At 41.8% G+C, this 16,372-nt stretch carries 16 protein-coding genes; 6 read left to right on the top strand and 10 right to left on the bottom strand.

Annotation, left to right across the window (positions count from 1 at the left end):
* Positions 1 to 51: 51 nt before the first annotated feature.
* Together JMX07_RS08315 and JMX07_RS08310 are read right to left on the bottom strand one after the other, a co-directional pair.
* Complete coding sequence (locus JMX07_RS08315) at positions 52 to 837, bottom strand: hypothetical protein (RefSeq protein ID WP_201607378.1); 786 nt, start codon at positions 835 to 837, stop codon at positions 52 to 54.
* A gap of 31 nt (positions 838 to 868) precedes the next feature.
* Positions 869 to 1,537: a DUF1294 domain-containing protein gene (locus tag JMX07_RS08310; RefSeq protein WP_227684721.1), complete on the bottom strand. Its 669-nt coding sequence runs from the start codon at positions 1,535 to 1,537 to the stop codon at positions 869 to 871.
* A 183-nt stretch (positions 1,538 to 1,720) separates the two neighbouring features.
* Between JMX07_RS08310 and JMX07_RS08305 the strand changes: the two genes are divergently transcribed.
* On the top strand, positions 1,721 to 2,218 hold the full coding sequence (locus JMX07_RS08305) for an FKBP-type peptidyl-prolyl cis-trans isomerase (protein ID WP_201607374.1): 498 nt from the start codon (positions 1,721 to 1,723) through the stop codon (positions 2,216 to 2,218).
* Between the two features lie 99 nt (positions 2,219 to 2,317).
* The gene (locus tag JMX07_RS08300) at positions 2,318 to 3,358 is read left to right on the top strand and encodes an aldo/keto reductase (protein WP_201607372.1); all 1,041 of its coding nucleotides are present in this window, start codon (positions 2,318 to 2,320) and stop codon (positions 3,356 to 3,358) included.
* A 173-nt stretch (positions 3,359 to 3,531) separates the two neighbouring features.
* Here JMX07_RS08300 and JMX07_RS08295 read toward each other — a convergent pair whose 3' ends face one another.
* Positions 3,532 to 4,332 carry a lysophospholipid acyltransferase family protein gene (locus JMX07_RS08295; protein ID WP_057758444.1) on the bottom strand — a complete coding sequence of 267 codons (801 nt, stop codon included), beginning with the start codon at positions 4,330 to 4,332 and terminating at the stop codon, positions 3,532 to 3,534.
* 306 nt (positions 4,333 to 4,638) lie between these two features.
* Between JMX07_RS08295 and hflX the strand changes: the two genes are divergently transcribed.
* From hflX to JMX07_RS08275, 4 genes are all read left to right on the top strand, one after another.
* Complete coding sequence (gene hflX / locus JMX07_RS08290) at positions 4,639 to 6,066, top strand: ribosome rescue GTPase HflX (RefSeq protein WP_057758442.1); 1,428 nt, start codon at positions 4,639 to 4,641, stop codon at positions 6,064 to 6,066.
* Positions 6,067 to 6,442: 376 nt separating this feature from the next.
* Positions 6,443 to 6,877, top strand: coding sequence for a CidA/LrgA family protein (locus JMX07_RS08285; RefSeq protein WP_201607371.1), 435 nt, complete (start codon positions 6,443 to 6,445; stop codon positions 6,875 to 6,877).
* Between the two features lie 16 nt (positions 6,878 to 6,893).
* A complete protein-coding gene (locus JMX07_RS08280) occupies positions 6,894 to 7,583 on the top strand; it encodes an LrgB family protein (RefSeq protein ID WP_201607370.1) in 690 nt (229 codons plus the stop codon).
* 527 nt (positions 7,584 to 8,110) lie between these two features.
* The gene (locus JMX07_RS08275) at positions 8,111 to 8,917 is read left to right on the top strand and encodes a lytic transglycosylase domain-containing protein (RefSeq protein ID WP_201607369.1); all 807 of its coding nucleotides are present in this window, start codon (positions 8,111 to 8,113) and stop codon (positions 8,915 to 8,917) included.
* 239 nt (positions 8,918 to 9,156) lie between these two features.
* Here JMX07_RS08275 and tsf read toward each other — a convergent pair whose 3' ends face one another.
* The 7 genes from tsf to JMX07_RS08240 all read right to left on the bottom strand — a co-directional run bounded on the left by tsf (position 9,157) and on the right by JMX07_RS08240 (position 16,121).
* Positions 9,157 to 10,038 carry a translation elongation factor Ts gene (tsf, locus tag JMX07_RS08270; protein ID WP_201607368.1) on the bottom strand — a complete coding sequence of 294 codons (882 nt, stop codon included), beginning with the start codon at positions 10,036 to 10,038 and terminating at the stop codon, positions 9,157 to 9,159.
* Between the two features lie 375 nt (positions 10,039 to 10,413).
* Positions 10,414 to 11,202 carry a 30S ribosomal protein S2 gene (rpsB, locus tag JMX07_RS08265; RefSeq protein ID WP_201607367.1) on the bottom strand — a complete coding sequence of 263 codons (789 nt, stop codon included), beginning with the start codon at positions 11,200 to 11,202 and terminating at the stop codon, positions 10,414 to 10,416.
* 464 nt (positions 11,203 to 11,666) lie between these two features.
* Positions 11,667 to 12,116 carry a chemotaxis protein CheX gene (locus tag JMX07_RS08260; RefSeq protein WP_201607365.1) on the bottom strand — a complete coding sequence of 150 codons (450 nt, stop codon included), beginning with the start codon at positions 12,114 to 12,116 and terminating at the stop codon, positions 11,667 to 11,669.
* A 35-nt stretch (positions 12,117 to 12,151) separates the two neighbouring features.
* Entirely contained in the window at positions 12,152 to 12,601 is a 450-nt protein-coding gene (locus JMX07_RS08255; protein WP_201607363.1) for a chemotaxis protein CheX, read from the bottom strand.
* Positions 12,602 to 12,631: 30 nt separating this feature from the next.
* On the bottom strand, positions 12,632 to 12,994 hold the full coding sequence (locus JMX07_RS08250; protein ID WP_102091535.1) for a response regulator: 363 nt from the start codon (positions 12,992 to 12,994) through the stop codon (positions 12,632 to 12,634).
* A 61-nt stretch (positions 12,995 to 13,055) separates the two neighbouring features.
* Positions 13,056 to 15,239, bottom strand: coding sequence for an ATP-binding protein (locus JMX07_RS08245; RefSeq protein WP_201607361.1), 2,184 nt, complete (start codon positions 15,237 to 15,239; stop codon positions 13,056 to 13,058).
* A gap of 12 nt (positions 15,240 to 15,251) precedes the next feature.
* On the bottom strand, positions 15,252 to 16,121 hold the full coding sequence (locus JMX07_RS08240) for a transporter substrate-binding domain-containing protein (protein ID WP_201607359.1): 870 nt from the start codon (positions 16,119 to 16,121) through the stop codon (positions 15,252 to 15,254).
* Between the last annotated feature and the right edge of the window lie 251 nt (positions 16,122 to 16,372).

Below are 16,372 nucleotides of genomic sequence, written 5' to 3'. Positions count from 1 at the left end.
AAAAGGTGGGTTACGCAGTCGTAACGCGCCTTTTTTTGTTTACCCTAAACTCTACGTTTCTATCCCAAATTTTTGACTTATTGTAAAAAGACAAAACTCATTAAATTCTATTAAATTTTCTGCAACTCCCTTAATGTATTCACCGCTAATGTCAATCTTATCATCTACGCTAAACTCACTAAACCTTCTACAGTAACTATCGTTTGCTAAACTTTTATTATGAATAACTAGATTTCTTCGTAAACTTGATTCAACAATTATCTTCCAGCCGTGAAAATCTTTAAATTCTATGTTGAATTTTTCGAGATAGTATTTAGCGATATCCTCGGTACTGCCATAACCTATACTATCAACTGTTTTTTTTACTATACTTTTAACCAATTCGTCCATACTATCAAAATTTAAAATTTCATCATATGAAAGTTTGTCCTTTCCTGACTTAAGACAGTTAGTATTATTCATTAAAATACACTGCAAATAATCCTTAAACATTGCTTCTTGGCATGCAATCAAATATGACAGCGTCATTTCATTTAAAAATTGACTGTATTTCATTTGTTTAATGAAAACTAGTATAAATTTAGACAATGCTGGCGATGTAACCTTGAATTTACCTTCACCCTTCTTATTATTACTCTTATCTAAAGCTTGAATAAAAAAGTCTCTTAACTTCTCTCCTTCTGACGTAGTTTCAGGGTCAGAAGGAAGGCCAGCTTCTTTAATCTCATCAAGGTTCTTTTCTATATAAATATCTATTTCATTGATGAAATCTAATATCGTTCTTAGTTTAAAGTGATAATTTGACTTTATATGTTTCAAATCCCGGGAAAATATCATGTTTTATTTATGCCTAATGTTTTAGTTTTATTTACAGAGACACTGACAGTAAGTCAGTCACGGTCTCTAACCCACCACCTGATAATAAAAACAGCAAGCCTGCCATATTAATGACAACGGTCAAATAATAGGTAACGCGAAATTCAGGCTTTTGTGATTTGTGCCGCAGATACGTCTGAGCCAATAGCGCCCCTACCCAACCGCCAAGCGCGCTCAGCACGTGCAATGTAGACTCAGGCGTACGCCAGTCGCCACTTTGCGCAGCAGCTTTGTCTTTGGCATACATTATATAAGTGATTAACCCTAGTGCAGCATACCAGCCGACCACTAGCCAATTCAGTTTATCGGTCGCTGCTAATAAAGCTAAGACACCATAAAAAGCCAGTCCAAGAAACGAGCGTTTTTTTTGTCCTGCCTCAAACTCCGCTTGCGCGCTACGTTTGGCATTACGTTGACGGATCTGTTTATTTTTTTGTGCCATTTTTTGCTGTACAAACCCAAGCTCTTGTACTTGTTTGGCTCGCTTGCGTCCCTCCGCATCTTGTCCAATGCTAAAGACCACTGCCTCACCGATATTAGGACGGCGCTGAGCCTTAAACTCACTCACATGAAAGAAGACAGACTCGCCCGCTTCAGTTTCAATAAAGCCAAATCCTTTATCGTCCTGCCATTTTTTGACAGTGCCTTGTTGTTTATTCACTACCGACACCTCATATCTTTTAGAATTGCCAATTATAGTACACCATCTGCGTTACATTATTGACGCTTACATCCAGCCTTAGATGGCTTATTATTTCTTACACTATAATACTGCAATTAAAAACACTGCAATCAAACTCATTATTTTCTATTCTTTTACTCTAGTAACCGATGGCTTTTTATTATGACTCAATCTCAATTTATTAATCCAAACGAAGACACTCGTATCGCTCACGGCAGCCTTGTTAAGCTGCACTTTGAAGTTTCACTAGAGAACGGCACCATCATCGACTCAACCTTTAATCGTGATGCACCTGTGTCTTTGACCATTGGTGATGAGAGCTTGTTACCTGGTTTTGAGCAAGTACTGATGAACTTGCGCGCCGGTGACACTCGTACCGCACACCTTGAGCCAGAGCAAGCATTTGGTGAGTGGAATCCTGAAAACATCCAACATTTTAGTCGTACTCAGTTTGCGCTAGTCGCTGATAATCCAGAGATTGGCATGATGGTTGAGTTCGAAGACAAAGGTAAAAACACGCTGCCCGGTACGATCAGTGCCATCGATGATGATCAAGTCGAAGTCGACTTTAATCATCCGCTTGCTGGACAAGACGTGTTGTTCAAAGTAAAAATCTTCAAAGTCACACCACCCGGTGTCACTGGTATCAAATTGATGTAGTCACTTAAAGACTATCAAAAACTCGTTAGGCATTAACTAAGATAAAAGCTCGCGACGATAAAAATTAATATCGATAAAAAAGCCAAAAGGGAGACTTATATGCAGTATCAAACCTTACCGCAACTCGATGAAAAAGTATCTAAGATCTGTCTAGGTACGATGACATGGGGACAGCAAAATACCGAAGCTCAAGCACACGAGCAAATAGACATGGCACTCTCTGAAGGTGTGAATTTTTGGGATACCGCCGAGATGTACCCGTCACCACCAGATAAAGACAAACAAGGTGATACCGAGCGCTTTATGGGTACTTGGTTTAACAAGACTAAACAGCGTGACAAAGTTATTCTCGCTAGCAAGATATCGCCAATGAACTTTTTGCGTGATGGTCAAACGCGCTTTAATGCCGATCACATCAGCAGCGCTATTGACGGGAATTTGGAACGTCTACAAACCGACTATATCGATATCTATCAGCTGCATTGGCCTGAACGCCAAGCGAATTTCTTTGGTCAGCGCGGCTATGATGAAGAGATGGCAGCACAGTCATTAGACGATTTAACGCCATTTCTAGAGACTATTCAGGCCCTGAATGATGAGATCAAAAAAGGTCGTATTCGTGCTTATGGTTTATCGAATGATACCGCGTGGGGACTCATGCGCTACCTATGGGAAGCAGATAAAAACGGTCTAATTCCACCACTTACCGTACAAAATCCATATAGCCTATTGAACCGTTTATACGAAGTCGGTATGGCAGAGATTGCCCATCGTGAAAACGTTGGTCTACTTGCATATTCACCGCTTGGTTTTGGCGTGTTGTCTGGTAAGTATCTTGATGGCAAACGTCCAACTGGCGCACGCCTCACAATGTACGATCGTTTTGGACGTTATGTGAATGAGCAAGCCAAATCAGCCACTGAACAATATGCCAAGATAGCTGCTGATGCAGGTCTGGACATGGCGCAGATGTCATTGGCTTTTGTGAACTCTCGTCACTTTGTCACCAGCAACATTATTGGGGCGACGACGACCGAGCAACTCAAATCAAACATCGACAGTGTCAATGTGGAGCTAACAGCAGATGTATTAGAAGCGATTGAAGCGGTGCATACACAGCAACCTAATCCATCACCATAGTTGGTATTTTATAGAGACTGGATGTTAATAGAGCCTGCTGAATAAATAATATTAAGTTCGCTCTATTAAATCTCCTATAAGAAAGGGCGCAAATCGTTTCGATTTGCGCCCTTTTATTAACTGGCTGAGATTAGCTGCACTAGTTCAACTCTAACTAGCTCAACTATAAGTAATCAGTCTTCAACTGGTGCGCTAAGTACTCTTGAGTGCAGCTCAGCCAACCCTTCATTCATGCGTGCTTGCAATAAATTGGTCAGCTCGCTTTTGTTACGACCCTCTGGATCTATAGGCGCGAGTGGCAATACATAAGCGGTCACGTTTTTGCTATCGAGCACTTTTTTCATACTTTCTTTCATCGTCAGCTTACCATAGTATGGCAATGCGTCGCTTAGTGTGCCGTCTTTATTGACATAAGCGATGATGATCGGTCTGATAGGCACATCAGCGTCAATGGCTGCTTGCAGCAATGTTCCATGAATGCGCTTTACTTTTTTACCACTAGTAGTGGTCGCTTCAGGGAAGAAAATAATCGAAAAACCTTTGGCTAAAAAGTCAGCAATCTGTGCCGATACTGAGCTTGCATCACCGGAGCCACGCTCGATGAAAAGCGTCCCTGCGGCATGGGCAAGTTTGCCAAATACAGGCCATTCACCGATTTCAGCCTTGGATAAAAAGAACGCTGGGCTCACAGTACCAACGACAGGAATATCCATCCATGACACGTGATTCGATACCCATAAGCCATGGAACTGCTCTACAGGTTCCACTTCTACTACTTTTACACCAAAAGAACCTGCCATCTTGCGGCAGAATGTCTGGATATAGCGTGGTAGGGTTTCGCGTGGTGGCTGCTTAAAGGCACCGATACGCTTTGCCGCGCGTATGCCGCCGACCATAGTCGTGGTCATACCAGCAACCTGTCTACCTCGGCTCAACTGTCGTCTGAGTGAAAAGCTTGATTTAGCTTGGCTCATCTTCGCCCTCATGATTAAATAACGGGTGTTTAATAGTCAAAAAACGAGCCCAGTATAACAAAGTTCACACACTCAGTGATAGCTTGTTCACTCAGTGAGTGCCGACTTTTATACAAATGGGTAATAAAGCAGATTTATAAAAAGTTATCTGTAGCAAATGCTGTAACATAAAACCATCGCTAATTATGCTAATACGCTTTAATATCAAGTGATAAGACCATATATAGATAATCATATGAACGCTATGTTAAAGCTTATTAAGCTGATTATAGCGAGACATTTACTTTATTAAATAGGTGATACTCTTTGGATTATTTTGAAAGACATGAAGGTGGCGAACGCGCCATTTTAGTACATTTAGACATCCGCCAAATTCAAGATCCTGATGATCTTAGTGAATTTGAGCTGTTGGCTGATTCAGCAGGTGCCGATCGTTTGGCACTAGTCACTGGATCACGCTCGCGCCCTGACGCCAAATACTTTGTTGGTAGCGGAAAAGCAGAAGAAATCGCAGAACTAGTGCGCGAACACGAAGCCGATATCGTACTGTTTAACCACAGTTTGTCGCCATCACAAGAGCGTAATATCGAAGCGCTAGTGAAGTGCCGCGTGTTAGACCGTACTGGGTTGATTTTAGATATTTTTGCGCAGCGTGCCCGTACCTATGAAGGTAAGCTGCAAGTAGAGCTGGCTCAGCTTAATCATCTATCAACACGTCTGGTACGTGGTTGGACGCATTTGGAACGTCAAAAAGGTGGTATTGGTTTACGTGGACCGGGTGAGACTCAGCTTGAGACCGATCGCCGTCTACTACAGACTCGCGTCAATCAGCTAAAGAGCAAACTAGAAAAAGTCCGTCAGACCCGTGCGCAAGGTCGCGCCCGTAGACAGAAATCTGATGTACCGACCATCTCACTGGTCGGCTATACCAATGCGGGCAAATCTACTTTGTTCAACCGTTTGGTCGATGAAAATATTTATGCTGCTGACAAACTATTTGCGACGCTAGACCCTACCCTGCGCCGTCTAGACTGGCAGGGAGTTGGTCGTGTCGTCTTAGTCGATACGGTTGGTTTTGTCCGTCATCTGCCGCATGAGCTGGTTGAGTCTTTTCATGCAACCCTAGAAGAAACGCTAGAAGCAGATTTGTTATTGCACGTCATTGATTCTTCTAGCGAAGACATGCACGAGCAGATTCAGGCGGTCAAAGAGGTATTGGCAGAAATCGATAACGATGTACCTGTGCTCAATGTCTACAACAAGATTGATTTGACTGATGAGCCTGCACATATCGGCTATGCTAGCGAAGGTCAGCCAAACCGCGTCTATGTTTCTTCTAGACAGAATCTCGGTATGGAAGAGCTAACGCTTGCCGTACAGCAACTGTTGACAGGTAAACTGACGACGTTTGATTTGACCTTGCCGTATGATGCTGGACAGTTCAAAAACACTCTATATGAATTAGGTGTTATTGAAGAAGAAAGCTATGACGATACGGGTCGTGAATGTCTGACGATTCGTTTGCCAAGTGACCGTCTAAGACAGCTACTGGGTCAAGCCAACTTAAAACCTATCGATGTGTTGCCGCTTGCACAAGCAACACTACTGATGCCGGTACTCGAAGAGTTTGAAAAAGTTGATGACGTTGAAGAGCCGACTATGACAGAGGCTGAGGAAAAAGCATTTGATGAGTTTGATGCATTACACTCAGAAACAGCTGATTCAGAAAAATAATGATCATTTCTGCAAAATAAGAACTATTGTTAAAGTGAGTCATTTGCGACAGTAGTTGAATGAACGTTTGATTCATACTGTTAGATCACAAACCCTTATATAGTACGTTAAAATAGAATAGACGATATCCATTGATATCGTCTATTTTTTTTGGATATGACCAGTCACGGTGCATAGGCTTTATTAGTTGCCCCACTCTCTATATAATCGCCTGTTATACATTCAATAAATATTGATAGATAGCGCTAATCTCTCGAAAGTGAATCATTGCTACCATCAGTATGCATAGCATCATTTTCTACGTTGTGTTCTTGGTGTGATCACATACTTTGTTTGGTACACCATCCATTTATATCTGACTTGGCCAGAATTGCTTATGAAGCCTGCTCACTCCTCCCATCTCCCGCTATGGATTTCGTTAATTTTAACGTTGACCATGGTTATCGTTGTCCGAGAGACGGCGGTTGTTCTCTGTCAAATGGCAGGCATCGAAAAAGCGGCCAATATTGTCGGTTTGGTTGCGATGTTTGTCATTTTGATGGCGTGGCGACTGCTCAAGGGGTTACCGAGCTGGCTCACACAGGCCAGTAATACATTGCTAGTCGATAGTGGTTTTGCCTTCTTACCAGTTTCTGCTGGTGCAGGCTTGTTGCTATTTGCTCTAGGAGATGAGCTATTGGGTGTGATGATAACGATGATCGTTAGTACGCTCATACCGCTGTGGGGACTAGCATTATTGGCCAATCGTTGGCTCAATCACGCTGCAAACACTGATAGTACGACTACCACTGAGCAAAAGGGACAGCCGTGAGCTGCGGAGAAATATTATGACTTTTGACAGCGTATTTATGGCGACCCTAGCGGCTGTACTCCTAACTTTAGTAGCACACGTGACTGCTCGTGTCTTGGCGCGTAAATTGACCTGGTTGCCAATGGTCATTACCGCGCTCGTTCTCGTGCTGGTCTTCTTGTTTGTACTGCAATGGGACTACAACAACTACTATAGCGCAGCCAAGCCCGTATTCGATCATCTCTTGGGATATGTCACTGTACTATTGGCCGTGCCACTAGCAGCAATGAACTTTAAAGGCTTACCAGTCAAAAAACTGACTATAATCGTTGCAATTGCTAGCGTCGTTGGCGCCCTACTGCCCATGTCGCTGGCTTATCTGTTTTCGCTCAGCCATGACACCATACTGGCATTCGCTACCCGCTCTGTGACCACGCCTATTGGACTCAGTGTCGCAGATTTAATCAAAGCACCATTAGCGATGGCTAACCTCATTATTATTGTCTCAGGTCTCATCGGCGGCACGGTCGCGCGCTTTTTGTTTCGCGGCGTTAATGATGATCGTGCCAAAGGATTGGCGCTCGGACTGGCCGCTCATGCATTTGGTACCGTAGAGGCATGGCAAATCAGTCATACGGCTGGACGTTATGCCGCCTTCGGACTGGCTGTCAATGGTCTGGTTACTGCTGTCTGGGTACCTGTATTCGTCAGTGCCCTCAGTGTTTAGAGCTTTATGGTTGCTGACTTTAATAACTGATTCTAATAAACAGTCGATAGCTTTGTCTTTGTTTTTTACCGTCGCCAAACATGATTTTAAGCTTGGTATGTGTACCAGTCTCTGATATACGCACTTTTTTTAAACATTGTCATCATGATTAAACTTTAGAGCATTAAGATGCTGCATTCACTTCAAAATAGACTGCAAGCGATTAGAAATCGCATGATATGAGGGTCTCTCTAGCAAGTCCCTAAACTTATAGCGTGGTACGCACCTTATATTGCGCAACGGTAAAAACTTGATTTTACAACTTATTTTGCCAATCTGATACGGCGAAAAGTTATTATATGTTATAGTAAGCAACTATTATTTTTTGTATCTATTGCAAGTGGTTCTTATTAGACGTGGTATCCGCTGAGTAGCTGTGTTCATGATGAGCTACAAAATCCGGCATTACTGATAACCGCTTAAACGCATAAAACAACGCGTCTATAGTCAAAACAATTTGCCATTATTCGATGAAAAGTGATAACACTATGATAAATACTGCTACTTTAATTACTCGCTGTTTGTCTCCTATTTTATTAAGTGCACTTGCTCTGTCTAGTTTTTCTGTTGCTGCCAATGCTGGCAATATGTATATCTATAAAGACAAAGGTGGGCAAGTATTACTGACCAACGTAAACCCTAGTGGAAATTTTGATAAGTTTACGAAAAAAGTAAAAGTAACTTATTATAAAGACTCTAAGATGTATGACGGAAGCAGCGATAGCTATGGTAGCAGTGCCGCTAGCAACAGCGGAAGTCGTAACTCTTATGACAGCTACATTCGTGCGTCCGCTGAACGCAACGGTGTTGACCCTGCCCTAATGAAAGCGATGATGCATACCGAATCTGCTTTTAATCCTAATGCCCGCTCGCCAGTAGGTGCTCAAGGCCTCATGCAGTTGATGCCTGCCACAGCCCGTCGATTCAAAGTAAGTAATCCTTGGAACCCTGCCGATAATATCGAAGGCTCTGCCAAATATATCGCTTGGCTCATGCGCCGCTTCAACAACAACGTCGAGTATGCCATAGCAGGTTACAACGCTGGCGAAGGCAATGTTGATAAATACGGCGGTATTCCTCCATTTAAAGAAACGCGTAACTATGTCCAAAAGGTCATGAGCCGCTATCATAGCCTATATAAAAACGATGCAGGTCTATCTGGTGCTAGCATTAATGCTAGCAACCAAACAGGTAGCACCATTACAAGTAGCGGGCTACAAAATGTCAGTTACGGTACCAGTAGCAATGTGAATAGTGCCAGCTACGCCAATTCAGCTTATGACGCTTTGCGCTAAAATAAGTTTAAATACTATTAGGTCTAGGCATTGTTAGCTCTAAAGACTTTTCAACTAAGCATTCACTAACGAACACTTTCTAAATAGATATTCAATAAATAGTCAGACACAAAAAAGCCCGTTAAAAGATTAACGGGCTTTTTTGTGCTTGGATGCTCTACTCTATATTAATACAAAAAGTAGAACCAAGCTGCGGGTGCTCATTGAGCACTTGCAGCCTTCTCCAATATACGTCGTGCTTACTTGTTAGCAGCCTGAGTTGCAGCAACTTCAGCAGCGAAGTCTTCTTGCTTCTTCTCGATGCCTTCGCCAACTTCTAGACGTTTGAAACCAAGTACTTTTACGCCTTCAGCTTTTAGTACGTCACCAACTTTTTTCTCATTGTCCATAACGTATGGCTGACGCAGTAAAGTAACTTCGTCTAAGTACTTACGTAGGCCACCTTCGATCATTTTTTCAATGATGTTGTCAGGCTTGCCAGATTCTTTTGCTTTTGCTTCGATGATGTCTTTTTCGCGTGCTAGTACGTCAGCCGCAACATCTTCGTCATCTACAGCAACAGGGTTGAACGCTGCAATGTGCATTGCAAGGTTCTTACCAGTGTCAGCATCACCGCCTTCATAAGAGACAACAACACCAATACGTAGACCATGACGGTACGATGCAATGTTTGCGCCTTCAAGCGTTTCAACGCGGCGAATCTGGATGTTTTCACCAATTTTTTGTACTAGTGATACACGTGCTTCTTCTACAGTTTGACCATCGCCATAAGGCAATGCAGAGATAGCAGCAACGTCAGTGACGTTGTTTTCTAGTGCAAGGTTAGCTACTTTTTCTGCAAATGCAGTGAAGCTGTCATCTTTTGCAACGAAGTCAGTTTGGCAGTTAACTTCTAACAAGAATGCTTTACCTTCGCCTTGAGCGATGATGATAGCGCCGTCAGCTGCGATGTTGCCCGCTTTTTTAGCTGCTTTTGCTTGACCAGATTTACGTAGGTTATCAATGGCAACTTCAACATCACCGTTTGATTCTTCTAACGCTTTTTTACATTCCATCATGCCAAGACCAGTACGGTCACGCAATTCTTTTACCATTTTGGCAGATACTTTTACTTCTGTCATAAGAGTCACCTTAGTATAGTTATGTATAGGAGCACTGTATTTCTAAGTGCTGTATTTCTATTCGATATCTTGGTATTACTTAAAATCTAGCAGACAGCTCGTTTTGAACGATTACTAATATAGTCGTAGTTGATGTCAAACAAATAACATCTCTACAGTACAGCAATATAGCCAGTAGGAACGATAATACTCGCCCGATAGCGACCCGCTGATACACATGGTGTTATTAATAAGGCTTTATTCAATAACAAGGCATGACGAGTAAAACTACATCATGCCTATTATGAGCTTATACGCTGTTCAACCTATTATATGAATACTGATAAACGTGTTATCAAGGTATCCTTACAACGTTAAACTTTTTGATTCAGTTACTTACTCTGCTGGAGTAGCAGCTTCTTCTGCAGCTGGTGCTTCTTCAGTAGCAGCAGGTGCTTGCTCAGCTTTGCCGCCAGCTTGAGTTTGTGCGTATTCTTTACCAGCGATGATAGCATCAGCCATAGAAGTTACGTACAAAGTCACAGCACGGATAGCATCATCATTAGCTGGGATGATGTAATCAACGTTGTCTGGGCTAGAGTTAGTATCAACGATACCGATAACTGGGATACCCAAGTTCTTGGCTTCTTTGATAGCGATCGCTTCATGATCTACGTCTACTACAAAGATAGCGTCAGGTAGGCCGCCCATGTCTTTGATACCGCCTAGTGAACGCTCAAGTTTTTCCATATCGCGAGTACGCTCTAACGCTTCACGCTTAGTTAGCTTAGCGAAAGTACCGTCTTCTGCTTGCTTTTCTAGCTCTTTTAGACGGTTGATTGACTGACGTAGAGTTTTCCAGTTAGTCAACATACCACCTAACCAGCGATGGTCAACGTATGGCATACCAGCGCGAGCTGCTTGCTCACGTACGATACCGCTTGCAGCGCGTTTAGTACCAACAAATAATACTTTGTTTTTCTTAGCAGCTAGGCCGTTTACGTAAGTCAACGCTTCGTTGAACGCTTTTACGGTGTGCTCTAGGTTGATGATATGGATCTTGTTACGTGCGCCAAAGATGTATGGACCCATTTTTGGGTTCCAAAAACGTGTTTGGTGACCAAAGTGAGCGCCTGCTTGTAGTAAGTCGCGCATTTCGATTTTGGTTGGATTCTTTGTAGCCATGAGAATATATCCTATTGGTTGGGTTATGCCTCCACATCACAAAAACAGCCTATTTAGCGACACGCATCTGCTACCGGTTAGTTTTCATTAGTAAAGCACTAACAGATCACAAATTAATCAAGTCGCCAAACACCCAGCAATTTTTTGCCATGATGTGTGTGTCATTGGTTGGTTTAAAAAAAGAAGCTATCGCTAGATTGAAGCAGATGCCCAAATCTAAACTATAAAGTGAATTATAAAAAATAGCTGCGCTGTATTTTATCACATAACGTCTTGGAATCTCCAGCAGTTTGTTTGTAGCGTATCAATAAGATAAAAACAAACTACGGCGATAATAAAACAAAAAAAAGCGACACATTTGCATCGCTTTTTTTATGATTATCTTTTAATAGCTATTTTTCAAGCAAGGTTAATGCTGTCGCTCTTTTATAGTTATCACTCGTTTATAGAGGATTGGCTATAATTTATGCAATGCAAATACCAATGACCGCTTTGTAGCCATGCCACGTAAATGGTGTGATATAGCTTTGACGGTCTTTAGGTAAATAAGACACGCTTGGCGCACTCTCTACAATGTGCGGCGGAGAAATAATAAACTCTGAACCAAACTCTGTCCGAGCGTTACCTGAGATTGTATTGGCCATTTCACCCAACAAATCTTTCATCATGGTGATTGAAGAGTCAGGCTCGCCCATCACTTTGATGACTTCTCGCAACATCACGCTTGGTGCACTGACATAGACGCAGCCCTCTAAAGGCCCTGATATCTTAATGACACCGCTATAATCAAAGCCAATCGCGCTTTTGTTGTTGTTCAAGTAAGGGGTATCAATTGACACTTCCGAGCCATCGATTTGCGCAAAAAACGCATTGATCGAGCTTAGAAACACACCCAATTTTTCTACTTTAACCATAATATATTAATATCCATCTGTATTACGTGGCAGCATTAGTCTTGCAAACAAACCACAATCTCGCCTACTTGAGAATGCCAAGTGATGGGGATGATAAAAGAACGCTCATCGTTCGGCAACACAATACTTTGCGGCGCACCTTTAAACACAAATGGTACAGAGATATGAAACTCTGAGCCAAACTCTTTGCGTGCATTGCCTGCGATGGTATTAGCCACTTCCCCAGCCAGATCTACATAGTTCTCTTCACTTTTATCGGTTTCGCCCATGCTGTCTAATATTGAAGACAGCAATTCACGCGTCGCCGAAAAATATACCACGCCTTTTTGGCCACCAGATATACCAATCACGCCCGTATAATCGTGGACTTTTGGCTGTTTGTTTTCTAGTAAGTAAGGAGTATCGGCAATAAGCTCTTCTCCCCCAAACTGGTCAAAATAATTACTAATAATACTTAAAAAAATCTGTAGCTTTTGCTCTTTCATAATGACATCTGCTTTGGTCGATGAATGGTATTAGTCTTGCATCAGCTCATACAAAGACTCTACAAGCTCCTCTTCTGAAAAAGGCTTGCACAAAAAGCCGCTAGCACCTAGTGACAATGCTTCAATACCAGTGGCTTTATCGGACAATGCTGACACCACTAAAATACGTACTTCAGGATCAATCGCGATGATTTTCTCAATGCATTCTAGCCCATCCATTTGTGGCATGGTTAGGTCCATGGTGATTACATCAGGACGATGGACATTGAACTTTTCGATGGCTTGAACACCGCTAGTCGCTGTCGCCACCAGCATGAACTTTCCTGAATCGTATGCACGCTGAATACGGTTTCTAATAATATTTGAATCATCAACAATCATTAACTTATACATAACTTATCTACTACCTTTAATGAAGTGCTTGTCGTCCCTGACAATATAATTACTATTTTGATTAAGCTTTAGGTAAAGTAATGACAAACCGTGTCATCTGACCCAGCTCGCTATTTACATTAAGCTTGCCATCATACTCTTTTACTTTTGCTTTGATGATATCAAGTCCAACACCGCGGCCACCGTCTTCATCTGCGTGCTCTTTAGTAGAGAATCCAGAAGAGAACAGCTGTTTGAGCAAGTCACCTTTGCTAAGCTGATTTGCCTCTTCCGTACCGAAACGACCTTCTTCAATCAGCTTATTACGGATGCTGTCATAGTTGATGCCTTGTCCGTCGTCTTGCACAACCAACATAAAGTTTGAACCGTTGTCTTGCACTTCCAAGTCAATGGTCCCAATGTCAGTTTTGCCAGTAGTATGACGCACACTTGGTGACTCGATACCATGTACCACCGCATTACGCAGCAACTGAATACTGATTTCTTTGATTGGCTTTGCCAGATTTGCCGGAATGCTGGTTTGGGTTAGCGTCGTACTTTTTAGCTGTACTTGCTTGCCTTGTCTTGCAGCAATCTCTTTTGTAAACTCATTGTAAAAGGACAATAAATCGTCATCTGTTCCATTGTCTAAGTCGATATCTAGCCCACCATCAAAGTCAGCATTACTAGCTGCATGGTCTGCTACTGGATTTTGAGTAGCGACTGGTGCTTGTTGTACGGTTGACGACTTAGCTGCTGTCGGTGCTGAGCGGTTGATACGCTCACCCAATGTCGCAATCGTGTTCGATAAGCTGAGCAAGTCATCCAAATGTACTGCCAATGGTAAGAAGTCATTACCAGACAACTGACCTTGGTTTTGTAATGCATGTAACTTGTCTTCAGCATCAGAAGCAATCTTCGTAAAGCTGTGTAGTTTTAGTGCTGATGCTTCACCTTTTAAGCTGTGCATTTCACGATAAATAGCTTTCAATTTGCCTTCAAGCTCGTATTGTGAGCTACCAGGATTTTTCAAGATGTTATTCATCTTCTCGATATGCGCTTGGGTATTACCAATAAACTCATTAATAATCTTTGGATTCACATTCAAGATAGTCGTTAACATCTCAATCTGCATATCGTTTTGCGAACGCTCTTTTTCTAGGCGCTGTTCTAAGTAGACTGCATCTGATACATCGTTAACGTTGACCAAAATACGAGCAATGTCTTTATTGTCATAAACACGTGAGAATTTAAAATCCAAAAAGCGATTATCAAGACTCTTGTCGTCAGACAGGTTATGCAGCATGACTTTGTTTAATGGGTTAAGTGAATCTACCAATTTTTCTTTAACGCGAGGGTTATAGAGCTGTTCAATGAATTGCTGGGTGGTCTTGAGGTCTTTATCAGAGATACGACCACGCAAGACATTGGTAAAGTTTTCCCCTGCTAAGCTATCAGAGCCGATGATATTGTTCAACGCTCGAGAATGCTGTTGACCAATATTCAAGTCTTTATCCAGTAGGAAAAGACCCGTATTTACTGTTTCCATAATCTCTTGCGTTTCTTGGCGAGCGGCAGATGCTTCAGCATCCGTCTCACGTAGACGACGTACAAAGAAGAATACGAAAATTAGGAAGTAGGTAAAGATAGCGGCAACACCAAGTACCTGAATAAGACGAATGGTAGTTGCTTGACGTTGTGCACTATCGAACACGTCTTTTGTCAAATTATCCAAAGAATCGTTAATAAACAAACTTGATGTCTTCGCCTGTTCAACGGCCTGCGTCAATTCATCAGCAGACGTTACCATGATATTATCAGCATCTTTTAGATATGTTTGAATTTTGGGCTCTAGCGCTTTCCATTGCTCATTGGCCGCAGCAATATTGGTTTGTGCTTGACTATCAATTTTTGGCAAGTCATAGCTATTACCTTCTGCATCTGTAATTGTACTGCCTTGCTCAATAGCAGCAATCGAGCTAGTAATCAACGCAGTATTTTGCTCTAAACGGCTTAGCACTCGTTGTATGTGTGGAGAGTTAGTATCCTCACCATAACTACTGTCTAAATCGAAAAGATCTTTAATTACTGCCTGTGCACTGTTTGCCACTTGGTTAGTTTGGTCAATTAAAGCCGTGTTTCGTTCTAATAAATTTGAGGTATAAAACGTAAACGCCAGCAAAGCACCGATTAGAGATAAAAATAGTGCAATTGAAATAATCAGACCTTGATAGCGCTTATTGTCAACATTAGGTACGGTTGCCATCTTCAGAATTCCTTAGTTCAATTGCTTAGTATTGGTGTCAGAGTCGCTCTTTTCAGCAGGGTCAGCTTCACCCAACCAGCGCGCCTCAATTTCTTTAAATGTCCCTTTTTCTTTTAGTTTGGCAATACCTTCATTAACCGTTTTGATAAGCTGAGTATTTTCTTTTGCCATGAGCACCACTTGCTGGGCTGAAGGTGCATCTGCAGCTTCATAAGGTACAATTTTCACTTTATGCTCAGGATAGCCTTTGACGATATATTGCAAGACTGGCATATCGTACAAGAAGACATCCGTATTACCTTGAACCAAATCCTGATACGCCAAAAATGCTGTAGGTCTTGAAATTAGCTCAACTGAACTGCCCATCTCTTTTAGCGTGTCTTCTTCTTTAGAGCCTTCTAACGTACCTGCTTTTAGACCTTTTATATCGTTTAAGCCTTTTATATCGAACTTACCTTCCAAATACATGATAGTAGCTGGGTTGAAAAAGTATGGTGTTGATAGACCATATCTCACTGCCCGATCGTCTTTGTAAGAAATACCAGAAATCGCTAGATCACGCTTTCCTGTTTCGACGCTATCGAACATGTCTTGCCAAGTTTCCTTATAAAACTCGACTTTGAATCCCTGCTCTTCACCAATAGCACGAATTGAATCAACATCAGTGCCTTGCATATTGCCATAGTCATCTTGGAACGAAAAAGGCGGCAAATCACCAGTCATGGCAACTTTCAATGTTGGCGCTGTATCAGGTAGCTTACTCACAAAGCTATCTGTGTTTTCCTTTACTGGTGCGTTTGCACTTTCTTGAGTAGCAGAATTACCACAGCCAAATAGGCCAACACTCAACAAAATCGGTAACGCTCGATATAACTGCTTCATAATCTATCCTTGAAACCTAACGTTGTTTTACATTTTAATTAATTGACAATCTAGCAAGGTTAAGCAATGTCTATACATATTTACTTACAGAAAGTTACGCTAGATAGTACTTGTCTAATTTCATGATTGCAATAATTATGTTTGGTCATTATTTAAGGTAAGCTATATATAGCAAAGGCTGCATATAACTATAAAAAACATATACTTGTTTATAATCAATAAATTCCATCATATAAAATATCTATAAAATC

This window comes from Psychrobacter immobilis, assembly GCF_904846235.1.
In the GTDB taxonomy this organism is placed as follows: domain Bacteria; phylum Pseudomonadota; class Gammaproteobacteria; order Pseudomonadales; family Moraxellaceae; genus Psychrobacter; species Psychrobacter immobilis_C.
The sequence above is the reverse complement of the archived record's forward strand: the minus strand, read 5'-3'. Positions and strand labels throughout refer to the sequence as shown.